Annotated in this window: 14 protein-coding genes; 9 read left to right on the top strand and 5 right to left on the bottom strand. The window is 72.8% G+C overall.

Annotated features, from left to right (window positions below; genetic code table 11):
• Window positions 1-124: 124 nt before the first annotated feature.
• From NAEX_RS26650 to NAEX_RS26635, 4 genes are all read left to right on the top strand, one after another.
• Window positions 125-1,336 (top strand): LLM class flavin-dependent oxidoreductase, encoded by a 1,212-nt coding sequence (locus NAEX_RS26650; RefSeq protein ID WP_096330296.1) that lies wholly within the window; start codon window positions 125-127, stop codon window positions 1,334-1,336.
• Between the two features lie 141 nt (window positions 1,337-1,477).
• Window positions 1,478-2,461 (top strand): hypothetical protein, encoded by a 984-nt coding sequence (locus NAEX_RS26645; protein ID WP_096330295.1) that lies wholly within the window; start codon window positions 1,478-1,480, stop codon window positions 2,459-2,461.
• 209 nt (window positions 2,462-2,670) lie between these two features.
• Window positions 2,671-3,426 (top strand): hypothetical protein, encoded by a 756-nt coding sequence (locus tag NAEX_RS26640; protein WP_096330294.1) that lies wholly within the window; start codon window positions 2,671-2,673, stop codon window positions 3,424-3,426.
• A 209-nt stretch (window positions 3,427-3,635) separates the two neighbouring features.
• Window positions 3,636-4,079, top strand: coding sequence for a YqaA family protein (locus NAEX_RS26635; RefSeq protein WP_211302479.1), 444 nt, complete (start codon window positions 3,636-3,638; stop codon window positions 4,077-4,079).
• Between the two features lie 181 nt (window positions 4,080-4,260).
• Here NAEX_RS26635 and NAEX_RS26630 read toward each other — a convergent pair whose 3' ends face one another.
• On the bottom strand, window positions 4,261-5,241 hold the full coding sequence (locus NAEX_RS26630) for an ABC transporter ATP-binding protein (protein ID WP_096330293.1): 981 nt from the start codon (window positions 5,239-5,241) through the stop codon (window positions 4,261-4,263).
• 108 nt (window positions 5,242-5,349) lie between these two features.
• Here NAEX_RS26630 and NAEX_RS26625 point away from each other — a divergent pair, with 108 nt between their 5' ends.
• The 5 genes from NAEX_RS26625 to NAEX_RS26605 all read left to right on the top strand — a co-directional run bounded on the left by NAEX_RS26625 (window position 5,350) and on the right by NAEX_RS26605 (window position 18,093).
• Complete coding sequence (locus NAEX_RS26625) at window positions 5,350-6,765, top strand: DsbA family protein (protein ID WP_096330292.1); 1,416 nt, start codon at window positions 5,350-5,352, stop codon at window positions 6,763-6,765.
• 84 nt (window positions 6,766-6,849) lie between these two features.
• The gene (locus tag NAEX_RS26620) at window positions 6,850-12,126 is read left to right on the top strand and encodes an ATP-binding protein (protein ID WP_143140311.1); all 5,277 of its coding nucleotides are present in this window, start codon (window positions 6,850-6,852) and stop codon (window positions 12,124-12,126) included.
• Window positions 12,127-12,266: 140 nt separating this feature from the next.
• The gene (locus tag NAEX_RS26615; RefSeq protein WP_096330290.1) at window positions 12,267-13,688 is read left to right on the top strand and encodes a sensor histidine kinase; all 1,422 of its coding nucleotides are present in this window, start codon (window positions 12,267-12,269) and stop codon (window positions 13,686-13,688) included.
• Window positions 13,689-13,811: 123 nt separating this feature from the next.
• On the top strand, window positions 13,812-15,005 hold the full coding sequence (locus tag NAEX_RS26610; protein ID WP_096330289.1) for a hypothetical protein: 1,194 nt from the start codon (window positions 13,812-13,814) through the stop codon (window positions 15,003-15,005).
• 391 nt (window positions 15,006-15,396) lie between these two features.
• Window positions 15,397-18,093, top strand: a complete 2,697-nt coding sequence (locus NAEX_RS26605; RefSeq protein WP_143140310.1) for a DNA methyltransferase — start codon at window positions 15,397-15,399, stop codon at window positions 18,091-18,093.
• Between the two features lie 2 nt (window positions 18,094-18,095).
• Here the strand turns inward: NAEX_RS26605 and NAEX_RS26600 are convergent, their stop codons facing one another.
• The 4 genes from NAEX_RS26600 to NAEX_RS26585 all read right to left on the bottom strand — a co-directional run bounded on the left by NAEX_RS26600 (window position 18,096) and on the right by NAEX_RS26585 (window position 23,958).
• The gene (locus tag NAEX_RS26600) at window positions 18,096-18,767 is read right to left on the bottom strand and encodes a porin family protein (RefSeq protein WP_143140309.1); all 672 of its coding nucleotides are present in this window, start codon (window positions 18,765-18,767) and stop codon (window positions 18,096-18,098) included.
• Window positions 18,768-18,883: 116 nt separating this feature from the next.
• Window positions 18,884-19,645: an NRDE family protein gene (locus NAEX_RS26595; RefSeq protein WP_096330287.1), complete on the bottom strand. Its 762-nt coding sequence runs from the start codon at window positions 19,643-19,645 to the stop codon at window positions 18,884-18,886.
• Window positions 19,646-22,729 (bottom strand): efflux RND transporter permease subunit, encoded by a 3,084-nt coding sequence (locus tag NAEX_RS26590; RefSeq protein WP_096330286.1) that lies wholly within the window; start codon window positions 22,727-22,729, stop codon window positions 19,646-19,648.
• The gene (locus NAEX_RS26585) at window positions 22,726-23,958 is read right to left on the bottom strand and encodes an efflux RND transporter periplasmic adaptor subunit (RefSeq protein WP_170136027.1); all 1,233 of its coding nucleotides are present in this window, start codon (window positions 23,956-23,958) and stop codon (window positions 22,726-22,728) included. Before NAEX_RS26585 ends, NAEX_RS26590 begins: the two co-directional genes overlap by 4 nt.
• Window positions 23,959-24,303 lie beyond the last annotated feature (345 nt).

Genomic DNA, 24,303 nt, shown 5'->3' with positions numbered 1-24,303 from the left:
CCGGCGCGATCACGACCTCACATTTCCAGCGGCTTGAGCCTTCGCGCCGGACACCTGACCTCTATCCTTGTCCGCACGATTTGCAGAGAGGCCGGGCTGCGCCCGGGGGACGAGGGAGGTTGTGATGAAGCTGGACATCTTCACCGAGATTCAGGACCCGCGGCCGTGGACGCCGGACCACGAGCACCGCCGGATCATGGAGGCGCTCGAGCAGGCCAAGCTGGCCGACGAGATGGGCTACGGCACGTGGTGGCAGGTCGAGCACCACGGCGGCGAGGAGTTCAGCCTGTCGTCGGCGCCGGAGATCCTGCTGACCGCGATCTCGCAGCACACGAAGAACATCCGCCTCGGCCACTCGGCCGCGCTGGCGCCGTACCGCTTCAACCACCCGATCCGGATCGCCGAGCGGGCCGCCTTCCTCGACCACCTCAGCAACGGCCGCGTCGAGCTCGGCCTCGCGCGCTCGACCATCCCCGAGTGGCGCACCTTCAACATCGCCGCCGACGAGGCGCGCGATCAGATGCAGCAGGCGTTCGAGATGATCCCGAAGATGTGGACGCAAGAGCGCTTCTCGTGGAAGAGCCAGTACTTCGACATCAAGGACGTGCCGATCGTGCCCAAGCCGCTGCAGAAGCCGCACCCGGCGCTGTGGCAGGCGTGCTCGTCGCCGGCCTCGTTCGAGCAGGCCGGCCGCAACGGCGTCGGCGCGCTCGGGGTCACGCTGTGGGCCCCGCCCGAGCAGGTCAAGGCGTGGATCGGCCTCTATCGCCAGGCGATCGCGGCGTGCAAGCAGCCGGTCGGCGAGTTCATCAACGACAAGGTCGCCTTCTTCACCTTCGTCCACTGCGCCGACACCGACGAGGAGGCGATGCGCAACGGCGCCGCCACGGCCGCGGCCTGGTACACCAACCGCTCGTTCACCTTCTTCGAGGCCAAGGAGCAGTTCCTGCAGCAGGCCGCCGAGCAGGAGAAGCGGCTCAAGGACCCGGCCGGCAGCGCCCTGCTCGGCCAGTTCTTGACCGACGAGCAGGCCCGCAGCGGCGGCCGCGTCAACCGGGCCCAGATCGTCATCGGCCGCATCATGCAGGGCGAGGACGTCCCGCCCGAGGAGGTCTACGACGCGCTCGCCGAGCAGGACTCGCTGATCGTCGGCAGCCCCGAGACCTGCCTGCGCAAGATGCAGGTCTACGCCGACCTCGGCATCGACCGCCTGATGTGCTTCCACCAGGTCGGTCAGCTGCCCCACGACAAGGTCATGAAGAGCATCCGCCTCGTCGGTGAGCTCATCCCCAAGCTCGAGCGCAAGTCCACGGGGTCGCTGTCGGCCCAGGTGTGACCCGCCCGCGCGTCCGTGCCCGCGCTCCCGTGAGGTCCACGGGCCTCGGACCGGCCTCGGACGCGCGATGAAGAAATATTCATCATGTCCTGGCGCCGGCCAACAACGGGGGCCACTCTCATCGGAGCAAAGGACATCGCCGTGCAGCGCTCCCTGCTCTCCGCTCTGACCCTGTCGTTCGGTCTCTGGGCCTGCGGCCCCGAGCTCAACCCGCCGCGCCCGCCCCCGGCCCACAGCGAGCTGGCCCCCGGCGGCGTGTGGGTCGCCTACAACCTCGGCTGCGAGGTCGGCTGCGAGGAGATCAAGCGCGGCGACCGGATCCTCGCGGTCGACGGCCGGCCGGTCTCGAGCGGGGCGGAGATCGATCAGATCGACCTGGCCCGCAACACGCCGCTGAAGCTGCAGGTCGCCAAGTACGGCACCAACGAGATCCGCGAGGTCACGATCGTCGCCAAGCCCAACGAGCTGCTGCCGCCGATCCCCGCCGCCCCGCCGATGTTCACCGTCGGCGCCGAAGCCCTCGACCGCGCCCCCGACTGGGCCCGCAGCAAGCTGTTCGGCCACGCGATCCCGGCGATCCGCTTCTACCGCGCCGACGAGCCGCGCGGCTACATCAACGGCCGCGAGCTGTACGGCCGCGCCGCCCTGCTGGTGATCTGGGAGCTGCCGCCGATGATCGAGGAGTACCGCCGCTCGCTGGCCCTCGCCCCCACCGTGTACGCGCACATGCAGGAGTTCAGCGACGAGCTCGCCGCCGCCGGCGTCGACAGCTACTTCATCACCGACTTCCGCGCCGAGCCGGCCATCCGCGACATGCTGCGCCAGACCGCCGACCCCGGCCCCGACGGCTTCATCCCGATCTTCCAGCTGTCGTCCTCGCCCACCAACGGCTTCACCGTCGGCCTCGAGGGCTCCGCCGCCGACATCCGCGAGTCGATCTTCGACTACTCCCGCACCCCGGTGGTCCTCGTCTTCGACCGCCGCGGCATCGTCCGCTTCCACACCCGCGGCTTCCCGGCCGGCCCCCAAGAGACCCTGTCCGTCGCCATCGACTTCGCCCTCCACTCCCTCACCGACGCCCCGCCGGTCAAGGCCCTCGCGTCGGTCGGCGCCGGCGCGCAGTGAAGGGTTTGAAAGGGCATGCCCGATGGGTCATGTCCCTTCGGTCATAAGAAACCCGGGCGTGGTGTGATACCGTCGGCTCCCTCGCCGACCTCGAGCGCGCGTCGCAGGATCATGAACGAATCGCAGGTCCTGCTCCACGCACCTTTCGCCGCGGGGCTCCACGAGCTGGAAATTCCTCGCTCGAAGTTGTCTCCCCCACGAACACCGCTATGCGCCTTCACCTCGATCTCCTCGCCGTCCCGCTGCTCGCCCTCACCCTCACGGCCTGTCCGGGCAGCGACAAGACGACCGCCGGCGACACCACCACCGACGCCTCGACGACCGGCACCACCGGCCCGACCACCGGGACCTCCGAGCCGACCTCGACCTCGACCGACACCACCACCGACGCCTCGACGACCGGCACCACCGGCCCGACCACCGGGACCTCCGAGCCGACCTCGACCTCGACCGACACCACCACCGGCGAACCGAACGCGCTGTGTCCGGACCACACCGCCGCCGACGCCTGCTGCTGCTTCGAGGCCCACGTCAGCACCTCCTCCACCGTCGAGAACGTGTGCGGCACCACCGGCCTGTGTCCCGCGGCCGAGTTCGAGTGCAGCGAGATCGACGAGACCTGCACCGCCGCGGACGAGGCCGCCGTGGACTGTGTGCTCGACGCGCTGTCGGCCGGCACGATGGTCGGCTCGCTGACGATCCACTACGTCATCGACGACTTCTACGGCCAGCGCAAGATCGACCTCTACCTGCAGGGAGACCGCACCGCGTACGTGGCCGACAAGGAGGAGCTCGACGTCAGCGGGTTCTTCGAGCCCACCGGCCTCTACGACCTCCGCGAGGCCGCTTACTTCGACGCCTGCCGCGCCGAGGCGGACCTGCAAGCCAAGGCCGACTGCCTCGAGGACATCGTCGAGGGCGAGGCCAGCGAGGTCTGCATCGAGTCTTTTCATTACGAGACCTGACGCCGCCACCGGGCGCGGCGTGCCCGGCAAGCGCTTCCTCGGACGCGGATGCCTTCGGACCGCTCCGCGAGGCTGGGCCTCGTGCAGCCCGCTCGCTCGCGCGCATGCGCCCGGCCCGAGGACGAAGCGCTAGCGCCGAGGCGAGCGCCGCGCCCCGCGATCCCATCGGCGTGACGCGAGCCCGTCGCGGGGGCATCCTGAACTCTCGCGTGCCCGACCTCGCCGCCCTGCTCCCGCCCGCCGAGGCCTCGCTGCTGGCGCTGCTGGCGGTCAGCTTCCTGGCGGCCACGCTCCTGCCGCTGGCCTCCGAGGTGTGGCTGCTCGCGCTGCTGGCCGCGCGGCCCGACCTATGGCCCGCCGCGCTCGCGGTCGCCACCGTCGGCAACACCGCCGGCAGCCTCACCACCTACGCGCTCGGCCGGCTCGGCCGCGTCGCCGTCGATCCGGCCGCGCTCGCCTCGCCGCGGGCCGCCTGGCTGCAGCGCCGCGGCGCGCCGGCGTTGCTCCTGGCCTGGCTCCCGTTCGTCGGCGACGCCCTGTGCGTCCTGGCCGGCTGGCTCGAGCTGCCCGCCGTGCCTGTCGCGCTGTGGATCGCCCTCGGCAAGCTGGCCCGCTACGCCGCGCTCGTCTGGCTCTTTCTGAATTCGACATGACCTTCGGGACATCTCCGAAGGCTCGCGACGCTCGCGTCGGCGACCGCGAGGCCGCCTGCGCCGAGGCGCTCTGCCGGCTCCGGCCGGCGCTCGAGCGACGCGCGCGCGAGCACCCTGATGCAGTCACCTGCGCTTTCAAGCATGCCCCGAAGCACATGCCCCGAAGCACATGCCCTCGCGTTCAGCTGACCTTGTCGCGCCCGAGGCTGCTGTACACGTCTTCCAGGTCGGAGCGGACCTTGGCCAGCGAGATCACCTCGACGTCGGCGAGCACCAGCTCCTTGAGCAAATGAGCGGCGCGCTCCTCGCTGCCGTGGATCCGCACGCGGAGCAGGCCGCGCTCGTCCTTCTCGGGGTCGGGCTGGGGCTCGCCCTTGTGCAGGGGCAGGAGCGCCTCGATGAGGCCCTCGTGCTTGCGCAGGATCTCGATCGCGCGGGCGAGCCCGCGCGTGACCTGCACCTCGTGCAAGCGGCGGCCGACCTCGTAGCGGTTGATGACCTCGTCGACCGGCCCGTGGACCTCGAGCTTGCCCTGCTGGATGACCGCGACCGCGTCGCAGAAGCCGTCGAGCTCGCGCAGGATGTGGCTGCTGATGACGATGCCGACGCCCTCGGCGGCGACCTGGCGCAGGACCTCGCGCAGCTGGCGGCGGGCGAGCGGGTCGAGGCCGTCGGCCGGCTCGTCGAGCAGCAGGAGCTCGGGCCGGTGGACCAGGGTGCGCGCGATCGCCAGGCGCTGGCGCATGCCCTTGCTCATGTCGGAGATCCGCGCATTCGCCTTGCTGGCGAGGTCGAACACCTGGAGGAGCTCGTCGACGCGCCCCTTGGCGGCCTTGTCGTCCTGGCCGTAGCACTCGGCGAAGAACGTGAGGTAGCCGGCCGCGGTCATGCCGGGGTAGAGCGCGGTGCCGTCGCCGAGGAAGCCGATCTTCTGGCGGATCGCGTAGCGGTCGTCCCAGGCGTCGCGGCCGTCCCACAGCACGGTCCCGCGGTCGGGCTTCTGGAGCGTGGCGAGGATCCGCAGGGTCGTGCTCTTGCCGGCGCCGTTGGGGCCGATGAGGGCCAGCACTTCGCCGGCGCGGATCTCGAGGCGGAGGTCGCGGACGGCGTCGCGGACCCCGTCGTACGAGTGATTGACGTCGACACAGACGACGCGCTGCATGGCCTGGGACTCCCGTGGTGGTTCGCGGTGAGGACGCGGCCGCCGCCGGCCGATGTTCCCGCCAGCGTACCAGGCATCGCCGGCGCCTGCGCGGTACACTACAGGCCGATGCCGCGTCCCTCGCTCCGCACCGCGCTCCTCGGCGCCTCGCTCGCGCTCCTGTCCTGCTCGCGCCCCAAGGCGAGCGCCGAGGCCCCCGCGGAGGCGCAGGCGACCGGCGAGAGCCCGCTGGCGCAGGCCGCCGCCGGGCTGCCCGGCTTCGAGACCGGCGGCGCCGCGCGCGACGTGCCGCACGAGCGGTTCTACGTCGAGGTCGGCGACGCGCCGGTGCGCGGGCCCGCGGACGCGCCGGTGACGATCGTCGCGTTCTCCGACTTCGAGTGCCCCTACTGCGAGAAGGGCCACCAGAGCATGCTGGCGCTCGAGAAGGAGTTCTCCGGCCAGCTCCGCTTCGCCTACAAGGCCTTCCCGCTCGAGTTCCACGGCTACGCGCTGGTCGCCGCGCTGATGGCCCGCTCGGCGCTCGAGCAGGGCAAGTTCTGGGGGTTCTACGACCGGATCTTCGGCCAGAAGGGCCTCGACCTCGAGCGCCTGCAGGAGGCCGCGCGCGCCGCCGAGCTCGACCTGGCGAAGATCCAGGACGACCTCGAGGCGCTGCGCTGGGGCACCGCCGTGCAGAAGGACCTCCGCCAGGGCCGCAAGCTCGGCGTCACCGGCACCCCGGCGTACTTCATCAACGGCCGCCACATCAACGGCGCCAAGCCGCTCGAGCTGCTGCGCTCGGTGGTCCGCGAGGAGCTCGACCTGGCGGCCAAGTGGCGCGAGCAGGGCGTCGCGCCCGACCAGATCTACGCCCACGCGATCGCCGACGGCTACCGCGAGGTCCAGGTCCGGCGGCCGCGGCCCGGCCTCAAGCCCGACGTGATCTACCCGGTGCCCGTCGACGACTCGCCGCAGCGCGGCCCGGCCACCGCGCCGGTCACCATCGTCGAGTTCGCCGACTTCGAGTGCGGCTTCTGCGTGCGCGGCCACGAGACGCTCGAGAAGCTGCGCCGCCGCTACGGCGACAAGGTCCGCGTGGTGTTCAAGCACTACCCGCTGCCGTTCCACAGCCACGCGTTCCTGGCCGCGCGCGCGGCCATGGCCGCCCACGCCGAGGGCAAGTTCTGGGAGTTCCACGACCGGCTCTACGCCGAGAAGGCCCAGTTCGACGAGAGCACGCTGCTGCAGATCGCCAAGGAGCTGAAGCTCGACCTCAAGAAGTTCAAGCAGCGCCTGCACGGCGCCGAGGCGGACGCGCGGATCGTCACCGACCAGGACCTCGGCGCCACCCTCGGCGTCCGCGGCACGCCGGCCTACTTCGTCAACGGCCGCGCGGTCGACGGCGCCGTGCCCGAGCTCGAGTTCCGGCTCGTCATCCAGGAGGAGCTCGAGCGCGCGGAGGCGCTGCTGCGCGAGGGCGTGCCTCCGGCCGCGCTGTACCACCGCCTGGTCACGCCGCCGACGCCGAGCGCGTCGCGCTGATCGGCGCGGTTCCGAGCCGCGCGCGCGCCTGCGAGCCGGCTGCCGGCGCCGCGAAGCGGCCGCCGATTGGGTGATACTTCCGCGGTGCCGGACACACCGACTGCGCAGCTGCCGGGCGTGCAGCTCCTCGAGGAGGTCGGTCGCAGCGCGCGGAGCGTGGTCTACCGGGCGCGGCGCGGCGACTTCGTGGTGGCCGTCAAGCTGCTGCGCACCGACGCCGGCGGCGACGCCGACGCGGCGGCGCTGACCTTCCGCCGCGAGGCCGCCACGCTGGCGACGCTGTCGCATCCATGCGTGGTTCAGGTGTTCGAGATCGGCGACGCGGGTGGACTGCCGTACGTGATCATGGAGTACGTCGAGGGCCGCACGCTGGCCGCGCGGCTGTCCGCAGGACCCCTGTCCGAGACCGAGGCGATCCAGCTCGGCGTGCAGCTCGCGGGCGTCCTCGGCGAGGTCCACCGCCGGCGCCTGATCCACCGCGACCTGCGACCGCAGAGCGTGCTGTTCCTGCCGAACGCCAGCGGCCTGATCAAGCTGGTCGACTTCGATTTCCGCCTCGACGTCGCGCCGCCGCACGCCGCCGGGCCGGCCGCCTACCGCGCCCCCGAGCAGAGCGGCATGCTCGACCGCACCGTCGACGCCCGCAGCGACCTCTACGCGCTCGGGGCCATGCTGTTCGAGGCCGTCTCGGGCCGCCCCCCCTTCCTCGCCCGCGACCCCGAGGAGCTGCTGCGCCAGCACGCCGTGCTCGCCCCGCCGCCGCTGCGCGAGCTGGCGCCCCGCTGCTCGCCCGCGTTCGCGGCCGTGGTCGCCCGCCTGCTGGCCAAGGACCCCGACGACCGGTTCCAGTCGGGCCAGGAGACCGCGCGCGCGCTGCTCGCGATCGACGAGTCCATTGCGACAGGTCCTTTTGGACATATCTCCAAGGACAGGCCGGACGCCCCGCTGGTCGGCCGCGAGCCCGAGCTGCGCCGGCTCGAGGAGGCCCACGCGCGCGCCCGCGAGGGCCTCGGCGGCGGCGTGTTGGTCACCGGCGAGGCGGGCAGCGGCAAGTCGCGGCTGCTGGCCGCGTTCGCGGCCGCGCGCGCCGGCGACGGCGTGCCTGTCCTCGCGGTCAGGTGCCAGGCCGAGGCGCGGCCGCTCGCCGGCCTGCGCGCGGCCGTCGACCCGCACCTGCGGCGGCTGCGGCCGGACGCGACGGCGCTGGCGGGCGGCGACGGCGGCGAGCTGGTGTCGGCCACCGTCGACGCGCTGGCGGTGATCGCCGAGGCCCACCCGGGCGCGGTGCTGTGGGTCGACGACGCCGAGGTCATCGACGAGGCCACCCTGGCCGCGCTGCGCCTTTTGGTCGGGCGGATCGCCGAGCTCCCGCTCCTGCTCGTCGCCGTCGGCCGGTTCGAGCGCTGGGCCGGCGAGCTCGACCGCGACGGCGCGTGCGAGTTCCTCGCCCTCGAGGCGCTGTCCGAGCCCGCGGTCGCCGGGCTGATGGCGTCGATGCTCGGCCAGCGGCGCGTCGAAGACGACCTCGTGCGCCTGGTCGCCACGCGTAGCGGCGGCCTCCCGCTCGGCGTCATCGAGTACGTCCGCGCCATGCTCGACGGCGGGGTGCTGCGGCCCTACTGGGACGTCTGGCAGGTCGAGGTCGCCGGCCTCGCCAACCTCCACCTGCCCGGCGACGTCCAGCAGCTCCTGCTGACCCGCGTCGCCGGCCTCGGCGAGCGCACGCGCGACGCCCTGCGCGCCGCCGCGGTCCTCGGCCCCGACGTGAAGCCGGCGCTGCTGGCCCGGGTGCTGGCCTGCGAGCCGCTCGCGGTGGCCCACGCGCTCGCCGAGGCCGCCGCCGCCCGCCTGCTCGAGCGCGGCCCGCACGGCGACTTCAGCTTCGTCCACAACCGCGTGCGCGAGGCCCTGCTGGCCGGCCTCGACGCCGCCGGCCTGGCCTCGTACCACCAGCGCGTCGCCGAGGCGCTCGACAGCGCCGACGTCGACGGCGACGGCCTGCACCGCCTGGCGCATCACTACCTCGCGGGCGACCACTCCAAGCCCAGGCGCGCGATCGAGGTCTGCCTGCGCGCCGGTCGCCTGGCCCAGGCCGAGTCGGCCGACGAGGACGCCTACCGCTACTTCCGCCGCGCCGACGAGCTGCGCGCCCGCGTCGGCCTGCCGCCCGACCCCCGCCTCGACGAGGGCCTCAGCGAGGTGTGCAGCCGCACCGGCCGCCACGACGAGGCCGACGTGCATGTCTCTCGGGCCATGTCCCAAGAGCAAGACCCGGAGCGGCGCGCCCAGCTGCTGCGCAGGCGCGCGCGCGTCGAGCTGTTCCGGCTCGAGCACCGGCGCGCGCTCGCCAGCCTGGCCGCCGCGTTCGCCGAGGTCGGCGCGGCCATGCCGTCGCGCAGCCCGCTGGCGCTGGCGCTCAGCGCCGTGATGGGGCTGCTCGCCCTGCTGATCGCCGCCACCGGGGTCGGCCGGGCCTCGCCGCGCCGGCGCGCCCGCGCCCGGCTGCTCGCCCAGCTCTACGACGACGCCGTGCGCATCGCCTACTTCGACATCCGCCCGGCCACCCTGCTGCAGGCCGTGGTCCGCCAGCGCTACTACGGCGAGCGGCTCGGCCCGTCGTCCGAGCTGGCGCGGGCCAAGACCGCGCTCGGCATCGTCTACGCCGCCGTCGGCCGCGCGCCGGCGGCCCGCCGCTGCGCCGCCGACGCGGTGGCGATGGCCGCCGCCGTCGGCGACCGCCGCACCCTCGCCCGCGTCAGCTTCTACGCCGCCGCGATCCACGAGTCGTGCGGCGACGTCCTCGCCGCCGAGCAGATGCTCGCGCGCACCCTCGCCGACCACCACCGCTGGCTCGAGAACTGGGGCCTGGCGTTCGCCCACCAGCTGCTCGCGCTCAACCTGTGGGCGCGCGGTCACGACGCGCGCGCGCTCGCGGTCCTGCGCCGCCTGTCCGCCGAGCTCGAGCTCGAGGGCGACCGCACCACCCGCCAGGCGACGGTCTTCACCCACGGTCTGCACGCCGTCGTCCTGGCCGGCGCCGGCCGCCGCGACGAGGCCCTGCGCCACCTCCATCAGGCCCGCAGCGGCGCCGCCGGCTTCCCCGAGGACCGCGGTCAGCTCGCCAACCTGCTCGGCCTCGAGGCCGTCACCCTCATCCTGCTGCAGGAGCCGTTCGCCGCCGTCGACGACGCCATCGCCCGCTTCGACGCCCTGCCGCTGCGCCCGCGCCAGGTCCCCTACCACGTCCGCTTCGCCTACGCCTTCGTCGTCCACGCCCGCCTCTACCAGGCCCTCGCCGCCCCGCCGGCCCAGCGCGGGCCGCACCTGGTCCGCCTGCGCGCCGCCGTCGACACCCTCGCCCTGCTGCCGAACCACCCGGTCCTGCGCGGCTTCCTCTTGCTTGGCCGATCGGGCATGTCCTGGATGACAGGTCTCTTCGACCATGCCCTTACGGACCTGTCCGAAGCGGAGCAGATCGCGTTCGCCAGCGAGAACCGCTGGCTGCGCTGCGAGGCGCTGCACCAGCGGGCGCACGCGCTGTGCGGGGCCGGGCGGGTCGACGCCGGCCGCCGCGAGGCGCGGGCCGCCGCGGCGCTGGCCGAGGAGCTCGGCTGGCGCCCGCGGGCCGAGGCGATCCGCAAGGCCTTCGACCTCGGCGCCGGCGACGAGCAGCGCGGCGCCGGCGACGGTCACCTCGGCGACGTCCAGGCCGCGCGCCTGCGCCGGCACCTCGACGCCCTGCTCGAGCTCAGCCTCGCCTCCGCCACCGCGCGCGCCTTCGAGGAGCAGGCGCGGATCGCCATCGACGAGCTCGCGCGGCTCTTGGCCGCCGAGCGCTGCGCCCTGTTCTTGTGCGACGACGCCGGCAAGCTCGAGTTCAAGGTCGGCCGCGACGCCCGCGGCGGCGAGCTCGCGGCCGACTTCGGCGTCGTCCGCGACGTCGTCGAGCAGGTCCAGAGCACGCGCGAGCCGGTCGTCGTGTCCGGCGAGGACCGCGGCAGCCGCGGCCGTCACAGCGCCATGGCGGCCCCGCTGATCCTCAAGGACCGCATGATCGGCATCGTCTACCTCGACAACCGCCTGGTCCGCGGCGCCTTCACCGGCGGCGACGTCGAGATCCTCTGCGCCATCGCCGGTCACATCGCCATCGCCCTCGAGACCGCCCGCGCCGCCCAGCTCGAGGCCCAGGTCGTCGCCGCCGCGCAGGAGAAGTCGGCCCTGCTCGAGCACGCCACCAGCGCCGTCGGCATCGGCATCGCCGTGCTGCAGCCCGACGGCGAGCTCGCCCGCCACAGCCCGATCCTCGCCGACATGACCGGCCGCTGGCCCTCCGTCGCCGACTGGTGGGCCGGCGCCGCCCGCCAGCTGCTCCTGCCCGAGCCGCGCCCGTGCCCGCTCTGCGGCGAGATGCAGTCGATCGGCCGCAGCGTCGCCGACCTCGTCCAGGGCGGCGAGCGCCAGGTGTTCGAGATCACCTTCACCGGCCACTTCCACGAGCTCAACCTCAGCACCCCGGGACATGTCCTTCTGGTCAGCGACATCACCTCCCGCAAGATCTCGGAGGAGAACCTGCTGCGGCTCAACGAGGAGCTGACCCTCGCGCGCGACCAGGCGCTGGCGGCCAGCCGGGCCAAGAGCACGTTCCTGGCCAACATGAGCCACGAGCTGCGGACCCCGCTCAACGCGATCATCGGCTTCAGCGAGATGCTGGTCGAGGACGCCGAGCGCGCCGGCAGCCGGCAGATGGTCACGGACCTCAACAAGATCCGCATGTCGGGCGCCCACCTGCTCGACCTCATCAGCACGATCCTCGACCTCTCCAAGGTCGAGACCGGCAAGATGCAGCTCGAGATCGTCGAGTTCTCGCTGCCGGCGCTGCTCGCCCGGGTCGCCGGCATGATCACGCCGATGATCGCCAAGAACCGCAACATGCTGGCGCAGGCGGTCCAGGCCGACATCGACACCATGGTCGGCGACGAGACCAAGGTGAAGCAGATCCTCTTCAACCTGCTGTCGAACGCCGCCAAGTTCACCAAGGACGGCGTGATCACGCTCGGGGTCGAGCGCGACGTCGACGAGGCCGAGGGGCGCGACGACATCCTCTTCACCGTCAGCGACACCGGCATCGGCTTCCGCCCCGACCAGATCGACAAGCTGTTCCAGGACTTCTACCAGGCCGACATGTCGACCACCCGCAAGTACGGCGGCACCGGCCTGGGGCTGGCCATCGTCCATCGGTTCTGCCGCCTGATGGGCGGCGAGATCGGCGTCGCCAGCGAGCCCGGGATCGGCTCGACCTTCCGCGTCCGCCTGCCGCGTCACCTGGTCGCCGAGCCGCACAACGAGGTTCCTGCCGCCTGACGCCCGGCCGGCGCGGGCCTGCCCCTGCGGGTTGCGCCAGGTCCGAGGCCCCGGTGGAGAAGCATGCGCGGACTCCCCTGCGGCCTCACGGGCGGACGCTGGCCCTCATGGGGTGCTTTTGGCGACAATGGCGGCGCGAAATGACGGAGGCGCCCAGCTCGCGGCGGTGGCTCTCGTGGGTGGAGGGGCTCGTCCCGGCGCAGCTCCGGCGCGACCCCGTCACGCGTCGTCGCTCGCTGCTCGCGCTCGGCATCCTCGGCGCCAACCTCCTCGTCGGCAGCGCCCTGCTGATCCCGCTGGCGATGATCCGCGAGCACGACCTCCGCGCGATCGCCATCGTCAACACCTGCGTCTGCCTGCTGCTGATGCTGCTCGGCGTGCTGTTCCTGCGCCGCGGCTCGCTGTGGCTGACCGGCAACTGGATCTGCGCGATCCTCTACGCCGGCTTCGTGTTCGCCACCTGGACCGGCGGCGGCGTGCGGGCCCCGTTCACGATCTGCCTCGCGCTGCTGCCGATGCTCGCCGGCATCATCGCCGGCCGCCGCAGCGGCCTCGCGTGGGGCTGCATCAGCGTCGCCACGCTCGCCGCCGTCTACGTCGCCCAGGCCAGCGGCGTCGAGCTGCCCGACCTCGACGACGCCGAGACGACCGTGCTGCTGGCCTTCGGCGCGCTCGCCGGCACCACGATCCTCGTCACCTGGATGACCTCGTTCTCGGAGGCGACGAAGGAGGCCGCGATCGTGCAGATCGAGCAAGCCTCGGCGCAGCTGGCGGCGGCGATCCAGGAGGAGGAGAAGGCGCGCCACGCGGCCGACCAGGCGATCGCCGCCAACGCCGCCAAGTCCGCGTTCCTGGCGACGATGAGCCACGAGCTGCGGACCCCGCTCAACGCGATCCTCGGCTACAGCGAGCTGGTCGTCGACGAGCTGCGCGACCGCGGCGGCAACGAGGACCTGATCGACGACATCCGCAAGGTCCACGCCTCCGGCCGGCACCTGCTCGGGCTCATCACCGACGTCCTCGACCTCACGCGCATCGAGGCCTCGCGGCTCGAGCTGAGCCCGATCGACTTCGAGCCGGCCAAGCTGCTGCGCGAGGTCGCCGAGATCTTCATCCCTCTGGCCCTGCGCAACAACGACGTCCTGACCCTCGACCTCGCCGACGACACAGGCCCGGTCCACCACGACGCCACGCGCGTGCGCCAGGTCGTGATCAACCTGGTCGGCAACGCGATCAAGTTCACGCGGGACGGCACCGTGACCGTGCGCCTGCGCGGCGACCCCGACACGTTCGAGGTGTTCGTCGAGGACACCGGGATCGGCATCCCGATCGACAAGATCGAGCGGATCTTCGAGCCCTTCACCCAGGTCGACGCCTCGAGCACGCGCCGCTACGAGGGCACCGGGCTCGGCCTGGCGGTGTGCCGGCGCCTCGTCTCGTTGATGGGCGGGGCGATCGAGGTCCGCTCTTCGGTCGGGCGCGGCAGCGCCTTCACGGTCCGGTTGCCGCGGCGTTACACGATCCCCGAGCGCACCGTCTCCGTGACCACCAGCGCCTTCTGAGGCGCCGTTCGCACCGCTTTTCTCGGGTTGCGCCCGGCTCGCCGCCCGCCGGTCTCGCGCCGTGTGCTGGGGCACGAGTTCGCGCGTGACCCCACCCGCGACGCCTGGTAGATTCCGCGCGCCATGACGAAGGGCACCACGTCGCTGCTCCTCCTCGCTTGCTTCGCCGCCGCCGCCGGAGCCGTGGCCTGCAAGCGCCCCAATGCCGGCTACGCGCTGTCGCCGTGGGACGCCACCGCGATGTCGAGCTGCGACCAGCACGGCCCGCTCGCTCGCACCTGCACCGAGTGCAACGGCGGCGACGTCAAGGCCTGCCTCGCCGTCGCGCACGAGTACGAGTCGCGCCACGACCTGTCCCGCGGTTATCGCGACCTCAACACCGCGGCCTCCTTCTTCGGCCGCGCCTGCGAGCTCAACTACATCCCGGCCTGCGTGCTGCTCGGCAATCACTACTCGGTGGTGCGCCCCGAGCCGCCGGCCCGCCAGGACGCGATCAAGGTGCGCGACGCCTCGTGCGCCGAGGCGGCCGTCGCGTGCAGCAAGAAGGACGCGCTCGCCTGCCGGATCGAGGGCATGTGTCTGAGCGACGAGTGGCTGACGCGCAAGGGCCCGCCCGATTACCCGAAGGCGATCACCGCGCTGACCTCGGCCTGCGACCTCGGCGACGCGATCGGCTGCGCCCGCCTCGGCTGGCTGCACGCCGCCAGCGGCAAGGACGAGTCGGCGCTGACGCAGGCGTTCGCCGCCTACCAGAAGGCCTGCGACCTCGAGCTCGCCGAGGGCTGCGTCGGCGTCGCGGCCTACCTTCAGCACGGCCTCGGCACCCCCGCCGACCCCGACAAGGCCCGCGCGCTCGCCAGCGAGTGGTGCGCCCGCGGCTCGCTCGACGCGTGCCACGCCGAGACCGGCCACTACACCGCCCTGTGGGCCCTGCTGGCCGACGACGCCGCCACCAAGACCTGGACCCCGCCCGACGCCAAGCGCCTGGCCGCGCTCGACCTCCAGGTCGCATGGTCGCAGGGCATCGGCCGCACCGGCTTCTGCGTCGAGCCGACCGGCGCCGTCGACAAGATCACCACCCTCGACTCGGTCGGTGACCCCGCCGTCGACCAGGTCCTGCGCGACACCATCAAGGCCTGGAAATTCCCGCGCCGCCCGAGCACCCCGATCTGCGTCACCCACGAGCACAACTTCGTGTTCGCCGTGCGCCCGTGGCTGTTCCGCTCGTACTACATCGTCACGAACCAGTGGGTCACCGCCCGCGGCGGCGTGACCATGCTCGACCACGACTGGCAGCGCCCCGCCCGCAACCGCTGAGCGAGGCCCGCCGCGCCGTTCGTGCCGCTCTCCCGCCCGGCTGCGCCAGGCGGGAGGCCCATGGCGTGCTACGACGCAGCGAGCGATGAGGCGCTCCAGCGCTGGCACGACGCCGGCGAGGTCGATCTCGCCGCCGCGAAGATCGAGGACCGGCCGCTCGAGGGGCTCGATCCGCGTGCACGAGGCGTGATGCGTCGGCGCGCACGCAGTACGAACGACCGCAACGGCCTATCCGCTGAGTTCGACGCGCCCTCGCAGTCGCGCCAGCTTCGAGGTCGACCTCGACCGTCCGGACGCTCCGGCGCGTCGTTCAAGGCCTGTCCGCTGAATTCGACGCGTCCTGGTGGTCGCCCTGGACACGCGAGGAGCTCGCGTGCTCCCATCGCCGCCCATGCCCGAGCTCGCGCAGCGACTGGCCGAGTTCGCGGCCCACGTCGACACGCTCGCGGGCGACGAGCACCGGGCCTTCTGCGATCGCCTCTTCCACGCCTTCGGCTGGCCCGATCTTCGCACCGCCGGCGCCGCGTTCGAGGCGCCGAACCGGCTCCTCTGGGGGCAGACGCTGCTGCTCGAGCTCCACCCGCGCGGCACCGGGCTCGCGGGGCAAGCACGTCGGCTCTTCGAGCACTGGCAGTATCACACCCCGCACCCGCGCTACGTCGCCCTGTGCGACTTCGCCGAGCTCGTCCTCCACGACTTTGCGGGCCAGCTGTGGGAACCGATCGATCGCCTCCCCATTTCCACCCTGCCGCGCGAGCACGCCGCCCTGAGCTTCCTGCGCCGCGACCCGCGGCCGCCCGTGTTCCGCAACGACCGCGTCGCCGTCACGCGCGACGCCGCCGGGCGCCTCGCCGACCTGTCCGATCTGCTCGTCGCGCGCGGCATCGACCGCGACGTCGCCCGGCGTATCGCCCTGGGTTGCGTCCACACTTTGTTCGCCGCGGGCCTCGGGCTGACGCCGGCGGAGCGACTCGAGGAGTTCCTGCTCGCCGAACTTCGGCACCGCAGATCGATCCCCGGCAGCGCATTCGCGTCGCTCCGCCCGCTCGAGCTCACCGCCGAGGAGCGCGACCTTGTGACGAAAGCCGCCGGCCTCGACTGGTCCCGCGTGCAGCTCCCCGTGTTCGGCGATCTTTTTCAAAGGGCCATGGACCCCGAGCGCCGGCACGCTCTCGGCGCGCACTTCACCAGCGAGGCCGACATCCAGCGGATCGTCCTGCCCAGCCTCGTCCGCCCGTGGCGCGAGCGCATCGCCGCCGCGGCCACGCACGAAGCGCTGCGCAACCTTCATCACGAGCTCGCCCGCCTGCGCGTCCTCGATCCCGCCTGCGGCAGCGGCAACATCCTCTGCGTCGCCTACCGCGAGCTCCTCCGCCTCGAGGTCGACCTGCTCGCGCGCCTCCACCCCGGGACCTCGCACCTCTCCAGCGCTTGCGTCTCGCTCGCCAACCTCTCCGGCATCGACCGCGATCCCTTCGCCGTCGAGCTCGCGCGCATCACCCTGCAGCTCGCCGACGCGCAGGCGCGACGCGAGCTCCGCCTGGCCCCCTCGCCTCCGAACTCTCTTCCCGACCTCCGCGTCGCCGACGCCCTCTTCACCGACTGGCCAGCCGCCGACGTCATCCTCGGCAACCCGCCGTTTCAGGCCAAGAACAACATGCAGCGCGAGTTCGGCCCCGAGTACCTCCGCCGGCTGCGCCACGCCTACCCGGACGTCTCGGGCCGCGCCGACTACTGCGTCTACTGGTTCCGCCGGGCCCACGACCACCTCCCGCCCGGCGGCCGCGCCGGCCTCGTCGGCACCAACACCATCCGCCAGAACCAGTCGCGCGACAGCGGCCTCGGCCACATCACCGCCGGCGGCACGATCACCGAGGCCGTCGCCGCCAAGGTCTGGTCCGGCGACGCCGCCGTCAACGTCTCGATCGTCAATTGGCTCAAAGAGCCCGACCTCCCCGGCAAAAAATTCCTCTCGTGGCAGGCCGGCGACGCCGCGCACAGCCCGTGGCACACCGTCACCCTCGATCGGATCGGCCCCGCGCTCAGCCCCGACACCGACGTCAGCGGCGCCCGGACTCTCCGCGTCAACCTCGCCGCCGCGTGTTGCTATCAGGGCCAGACCGTCGGCCACGATGGTTTTCTCCTCGCGTCCGCCGACGCCCGCCGCATGCTCGCCGACGCCGGCGACAACGCGGCCGTGCTGTTCCCCTACCTCGGCGGCGACGACCTCCTCGGCCGCCGCGACGGCGCTCCCAGCCGCCACGTCATCGACTTCGGCGAGCGCGACCTGCGAGCCGCCGAGGCCTTCGCCGCCCCCTTCGCCCGCGTCGCCACCACCGTCCTCCCCGCCCGCCGCGACGCCGCCGCCGAGGAGCAGCGGCGCAACGCCGACCTCCTGCGCGCCGACCCCGAGGCTCGCATCAACCGCCACCACGCCGCCTTCCTCGACCGGTGGTGGCGCCTGTCATGGCGGCGCGGCGAGATGCTCGCGGCCATCGCCGCGCTCGCGCGCTACGTCGCCTGCGTGCGCGTCACCCGGCGCCCGATCTTCGAGTTCGTGAGCCCGCAGATCCGCCCGAGCGACGCGCTCGTGGTGTTCGCCCTCGACGACGACTACTCGTTCGGCGTCCTGCAGTCGGCCCTCCACTGGCAGTGGTTCACCGCCCGCTGTTCGACCCTCAAGCGCGACTATCGCTACACCTCGAGCACGGTGTGGGGCGCCTTCCCGTGGCCGCAGGCGCCGAGCGCCCGCCAGATCTCTCGGATCGCCGAGGCCGCGCGCACCCTACGACAGGTCCGCGCCGCGGCGCTGGAGCGCCACGATCTCTCGCGCCGCGAGCTCTACCGGACCCTCGACCCACCCGGTCCGAGCCCGTTGCGCGACGCTCACGAGGCGCTCGACGAGGCCGTGCGCGCCGCCTACGGCCTGCGCGGCGATCCGCTGCGCTTCCTCCTCGACCTCAACGTCGAGCTCGCCGAGCGCGAGCGCTCCGGCCAGGCCATCATCGGCCCCGGCCTCGCCGCCCTGGCCCCTGACGCCGCGCTGCGAGCCGCCTGCAGCTCGACCGACTGTATCGCTCCCCCCTGACTTCAGCCGCGGGGCCACATCTTCGTGCCCTTGCGGCCCCACACGAACGACACGCCGAACGTGAACTCGCCGTGGTGCGCGTAGCTGAGCTCGCCGCCGGCCGCCTTCGCGTAGGACGGCGTCATGATGTCGCGACCGTCGATGCGGATCGCCACCCACTTGCTGACGTAGATCTTCACGCCGCCGCCGACGTGGAGCGCCCCGTCGATCTTCTTGCCGACCAGCTCGTCCTTCGACGAGCCGCCGAACATGCCGCCGCCGGCGACGATGAACGGCGTGATGCGGGTCGGCAGCTGCAGGATGACGTGGCCGCGCAGGCCGAACAGCACCGCGCGCTTGCCGTCCTCGACGTCGACTTTGGTCGGCGACACGTTGCCCTCGACCTCGACGCCGACGAAGCGGACCGGCAGGTATGCGAAGCGGAGGCCGATGTCGAACCCGGTCTTGAACGGGCGCGGCGGGTTCGGCGGCTCGACGCCGTAGAGCCCGTGGTCCTTGGCCCCGAACATCGCGCCCATCAGCCAGCCGACCTCGATCATGTGCAGCTCTTTGCGCCACGGCGGCACCGGCTTCTCGGGCTTGGCCTCGGCCTCTTCGGCCGCCGGGGCCGGCTCGTCGGCGCGGGCGAGCGACGGCGGAAGCAACGCGAGGGCGGAGGCCAGGACGGGGGCCAAGGCGAGGAGGGTCGGGGTACGCGGCATGCGAGCTCCGGGCGAGGCGGACCATCATGTACCGCGAAGCCGGGCAAAAGACGAGCCCCCACGCGCCCGCGGGGCCGCGCTGCGCCCTTTTATGCGCCTGCGAACCGGAACTTGACCTCGGCGATCGCCGGGTGAGGCCCCGGCACCGTCGCCTGCTCGCGGCACAGCGCCCATCCGTCGGCCCCGAGCAGCAGCGCCGTCGACACGCGCGTGCCGTAGCCCGGCATGGCGATGCACAGCGGCGACAGGGCCCGCTCGAGCTCGAGCCCGACGCCCGTGTCCGGCAACTCCGCGTCGGCCGCCGGCGTCGCGTCGGCGAGCATCGCCATGATCGCCCTCGGCTCGATCGCCTCGCCCGTCAAGAGCCGCGCCAGCCCCGACTTGCCGCGCACCACCTTCGGCCACGGCGTGTCGAGGGCCGCGTTGCTGATCCCGTACAGCCCCGGCGCCAGGCGCAGCCGCTCGCCTGTCTTGTTGTTCATGTACCAAACGCCATGCGGATCGCCGCACACCAGGTTGAAGCCGGCGTAGCGCTCGCCCGCGATCGCCGCCACGTACGCCCCGGGGTCGTCCGTCCCGCGCAGGTAGTCGGCCACCAACGCGCCGCGCGAGCGGACGTCGAGGCGGATGTCCGCAGGGTCACGTACGTTCGTCAGCGCCGCCCAGCGGCCGCGGCGGGTCACCCCGAACCACGTCCCGCCGGCCTGCAGGTCGCGCCCGGCGAACAGCTGCGGCGCCTCGCGCCACCAGCCGGCCGGCGCCGTCTTGCGGGCGTAGAACTCGTCGCGGTTGGCGGCGAGCACCAGCGGGTAACCGGGATGGACCCCCAGCGCGAACAGCAGCGTACACACTCAGCCCTCCTCCTTCTGCCCGCGGAGCCGCCGGCCCAGCCGGGAGAGCGCGTTGCCGGCGTCGTCGAACAGCGAGTAGGCGACCGGCACGATCAGCAGCGTGATCAGCAGCGACAGCGCCTGCCCGCCGATGATGACCTTGGCCATCGACGCCCGCGAGGCCGCGCCGGGGCCCTTGCCGAGCGCGATCGGGATCATGCCGGCGATCAGCGTGATCGTCGTCATCAAGATCGGCCGCAGGCGGGTCTTGTTGGCCTCGACGATCGCCACGTCGCGGGCCTCGCCGCGGTCGCGCAGGGTGTTGGTGTAGTCGACCTGCAGGATGCCGTTCTTCTTGATGATCCCGAACAGCATGAACACGCCGAACGTCGAGTAGATGTTGAGCGTGTCGCCGAGCAGCATCAGCGACAGCAGCGCGAACGGCAGCGACAGCGGCAGCGACAGCATGATCGTCACCGGGTGCAGCAGGCTCTCGAACTGGGCCGCCAGGACCATGTACATGAACAGGAACGACAGCGCGAGCGCGCCGAGGAAGCTCGTGATCGTGTCGCCGAGGATCTTGGCCCGCCCGCTGAACACCACCTCGTACTCGGGCGGCAGGTCGAGCTCCGCGACCATCGCCCTGACCTTGTCGACCGCGTCGCCGAGCGGCAGCCCGTCGAGGTTGGCCCCGATCTCGACCTGGCGGATCCGCCCCAGCCGATCGATCTGCGCCGGCCCGCGCTCGCGCTCGAATTCCGCCAGCGCCTCGAGGCGGATCAGCCCCCCGCGCGCCTGCATCGGCAGGCCGCGCAGCGAGTCGAGGTCGCGCCGGTCCTCGGGCCGCAGGCGCAGCCACAGGTCGTACTGCTCGGCGCCCTCGCGGATCTTCGAGATCGGCTCGCCGCCGACCATCGTCCGCAGCGCCGCCGCGATCTCGCCCGCGCGCACCCCGAGGTCGGCCGCGCGGTCGCGGTCGATCTTGACCCGGATCTCCGGCTTGCGCACCGCCGCCGACGAGTCGATGTCGACGAGGCCGGGGATCTCCCGCATCTTCGCCATGATCGTCGCGGTGTACTCGCCGAGTTGGTCGAGGTCGGGCCCGCGCAGCGAGAACGCCAGCTGCGTGTTGCGCCCCCCGCCGCCCATGCCGCCGAGGTCCTGCACGCTCGGGCGCAGGTCGGGGTACGGGCGCAGCGCCTCGCGGGCCTGCTTCTGCACCGCCGCCAGCGGGTAGTCGCGCTGCTCGATGTCGACGACCTGCACGTAGATCTGCACCTCCGTGACGTCGTCGCCGCCGCGGGCCGCGCCGATGCTCGTGAACAGCCGCTCGACCCCGCGGAGCTCGCGGAGGTGGCCCTCGATGCGCGCGGCCATCGCCGAGCTCGCGGCGAGGCTCGACCCCTCGGGCATCGTCAGCACCACCATGAACTCGCTGGTGTCGTCCTTGGGGATGAAGTCCTTGCCGATGCGCTGGCCCAGCGGCACCACCATCGCCACCGTCGCCAGCGACGCCGCGACCACCAGCCAGCGCCACCGCAGCGACCAGCGGACCAGCCACGCGTAGCCGCGGTCGAGCCCGTCGTTGAGGCGCGCCACCAGGCCCGGCCGGTCGTGCGCCTTCGGCTTCGGCGGCTTCAGCAGGCGCGAGCACAGCATCGGCGTCAGCGTCAGCGACACGAACAGCGACACCGCGATCGAGAACGCCGTCGTGATGCCGAAGCTGCGCCAGAACCGGCCGACGCGGCCCTCCATGAACGCCGTCGGCAGGAAGATGACGATCAGCGACAGCGTGGTGGCGAACACCGCCAGGGTGATCTCGCGCGTCCCGGCGATCGCCGCCGGCAGCGGCGGCTCGCCGTGCTCGACTCGGCGGTACACGTTCTCGAGCACCACGATCGCGTCGTCGATGACGATGCCGACCGCCAGCGTCAGCGCCAGCAGCGTGAAGTTGTTGAGCGTGTAGTCGAGCGCGCTGAGGACCGCGAAGGTCGTGATGATCGAGCACGGGATCGCCAGCGCCGCGATCAGGGTCGAGCGGATCGAGCCCATGAACAGCAGCACCGACACGCTGGCGAGCAGGGCGCCGAGGACCAGGTGGAGCTCGACCTCGTGGATCGACCGGCGGATGAAGCGGGAGGCGTCGCGGATCGGCGTGACCGCGATGTCGGCCGGCAGGCTGCGCTGCAGCGTGCCGATCCGCTTGAGGATCGAGTCGACCACCTCGACGGTGTTGGTGCCGGCCTGCTTCTGCACCACCAGCGCGACCGCGTTCTCGCCGTCGAGCCGCGACAGCGAGCGCGGGTCCTCGGTGCCGTCCTCGACCTCGGCGATCTGCCCGAGCAGCACCGGCGCGCCCTGGCGCTCGGCCACCACCAGCCGCCGCAGCTCGCGCGCGTCCTGCACGCGGGCCATCGTCCGCAGCACCTCCTCGCGCCCCGAGCTCTCGAGCCGCCCGCCCGGCAGCTCGAGGTTCTGCTGCTCGATCGCCTGCCGGACCTGCTGGATCGACAGCCCCTGAGCCGCCAGCGCGTCGGCGTCGAGCAGCACGTTGAAGGCCCGCCGCTGGCCGCCGACCAGCTGGATCTGCCCGACCCCGGCGACCCCCTGCAGCGGCTCCAGCACCTGCTTGCGCGCCAGCTCGGTGACCTCGCGCAGGTCGCGGCGGTCCGACGAGACCACCAGCGTGACCACCGGGATCGCCGTCGTGTCGAAGCGGGTGACCACCGGCGGGTCTGTCCCTTCGGGCAGGTTCTTGATCGCCGCCGCGACCTTGTCGCGCACGTCCTGGGTCGCCTGGTCGCGGTCGCGGTCGAGCAGGAAGTTGATCGTGACCACCGACACGCCCTCGAGCGACGTCGAGCGCAGCTCGTCGATGCCCTCGGCGGTGCTGACCGCGTCCTCGACGATCTTCGAGACCTGGGTCTCGATCTCCTCCGGGCTGGCCCCGCGCAGGGTTGTCGTCACCGTGACCACCGGGATCTCGACGTCCGGGAACTGGTCGACCCCGAGCGTGCGGAACGACAGCACGCCGAAGGTCACGCACGCGAGGATCAGCATCAGGGTGAAGACCGGCCGGCGGACGCAGATCTCCGACAGCGTCACGGCGCCTTCCCCTTCTCGCCTGCCCCTCCGGGCATGTCCTTTCCCGCAGGCGCCCCCGCGGCCCCCGCGGCCTTCGTCTCCGCGCCGTTCTCACCTGTCCCGGCGGGCATGCCCTTCGCGCCCTGTCCCTCGGGTCCTGTCCCCGGGGGCATGTCCTTCGCCGCGCTCGGCGCCACCGGCGTGCCCGGGGCGATCAGCGCCGCCCCGCGGACGATCACCTGCGAGCCCGGCTCGAGCCCGAGCACGATCGCGTCGCCGCCGTCCTCGGCGATCAGGTCGACGTCGTGGGCGACCGCCACCCCGCCCTCGACGCGCATCACCCGGTCGCGGCCGAGCACGTGGAACACGGCGGCCCGCGGCACGCGGACGCTGCCCGCCTCGTGGCCGAGCGACAGCGTGGCGACGGTGAACATGCCGGGGCGGAGCACGCTGCCGGCCGGCGAGAACACCGCCTCGACGGTGAACGTGCGCGTCGTCGGCGACACCACCGGCGACACCCGGGTCACCGCGGCCTGGACCGCGCCGGCGCCCTCGGCGATCTTCGCCCCCGCCTCGCCGGGCTCGCCGACCAGCGAGTCCTTGAGCGTGATCGTCGCCGGCGTGCCGACCTGGACCAGCGCCGCGTAGCGCTCGGGCACCTCGACCGTGAGCCGCAGCTTGTCGTCGGCGACCAGGTCGAACAGCGGCGTGCCCGGCTTCACGTAGGTGCCCGGGGCCACGTGGCGGGCCGCGATCGCCCCGGCGAACGGCGCCCGCACCGTCGTGTCGCCGAGCTGGCGCGACGCCTGCGAGCGCTGCGCCCGGGCCCCCGCGAGCCGCGTCCGCGCCTTCTCGAGCTCCTCCTGCGTCGCCACCCCGCCGAGGCTCTCGAGCCGCTTCACGTCGAGCTCCGCCTGCGCCAGCGAGGCCTCGACCTCCGACACCCGCGCGCGGTAGTCGATCGGCCGGATCGCCGCCAGCTCTTGCTCGCGGGTCACGCGGTCGCCGAGGTCGACCTTCACCTCCGTGATCGGCCCCTCGACCCGCGCCGCCACCTGCACCTTCTCGAGCGCCGCCAGCGTGCCCGAGAGCGTCAGAATTCGCGGATGGGGCGCCGCCCGAGCCTCCGCCACCTCGACCGCCCGCGGCTGCGGCCCCGCGGCCGCCTTGCCGGCGTCGACCGGTGCGTTCGTACACGCGGCCGCCAGCACGGCTGCGAGCAGGACGACGCGCGCGGGGGCGAGCGGCACGGCCGACACACTGTCCCGCGGCGCCGCCGCGGTCAAGCCGGGACCGCCCCCGCGACTGCACGTACCGCCCCGGCCGCTGCGGGCTCGCTTCGCGCGCACCTCGAGGGCCGCGCGACGCCGTCGCCTGCGCCGCGGTCGCCGTCGGCCGCGACGCGCAGCCGATCTCCCTCGCGCCGTGATCGACGAACCTTCTTTCGCCGCGCTCGACTCGAGTCCATCCCGCGTTCGCGAACACGGGGCCCGCCCCACCTCTCGTCACGCGCTCAGGGTGTGGCCCGCGTCGGCCACAGCACGGCCCCGATCGTCGCCCTCGTTCTCGAGCACCCGCGCGCCGATCGATCGCGT

This window comes from Nannocystis exedens, assembly GCF_002343915.1.
Lineage (GTDB): Bacteria > Myxococcota_A > Polyangia > Nannocystales > Nannocystaceae > Nannocystis > Nannocystis exedens.
Note: the sequence above shows the minus strand (reverse complement) of the source record. Positions and strands in the feature narration are given on the sequence as shown.

Excerpts from the sequence above, each read along its gene's own strand:
- NAEX_RS26640 (WP_096330294.1), top strand. The coding sequence starts at position 2,671 with ATGCGCCTTCACCTCGATCTCCTCGCCGTCCCGCTGCTCGCCCTCACC.
- NAEX_RS26605 (WP_143140310.1), top strand. The coding sequence starts at position 15,397 with ATGCCCGAGCTCGCGCAGCGACTGGCCGAGTTCGCGGCCCACGTCGAC.
- NAEX_RS26610 (WP_096330289.1), top strand. The coding sequence starts at position 13,812 with ATGACGAAGGGCACCACGTCGCTGCTCCTCCTCGCTTGCTTCGCCGCC.
- NAEX_RS26615 (WP_096330290.1), top strand. The coding sequence starts at position 12,267 with ATGACGGAGGCGCCCAGCTCGCGGCGGTGGCTCTCGTGGGTGGAGGGG.
- NAEX_RS26630 (WP_096330293.1), bottom strand. The coding sequence starts at position 5,241 with ATGCAGCGCGTCGTCTGTGTCGACGTCAATCACTCGTACGACGGGGTC.
- NAEX_RS26650 (WP_096330296.1), top strand. The coding sequence starts at position 125 with ATGAAGCTGGACATCTTCACCGAGATTCAGGACCCGCGGCCGTGGACG.
- NAEX_RS26625 (WP_096330292.1), top strand. The coding sequence starts at position 5,350 with ATGCCGCGTCCCTCGCTCCGCACCGCGCTCCTCGGCGCCTCGCTCGCG.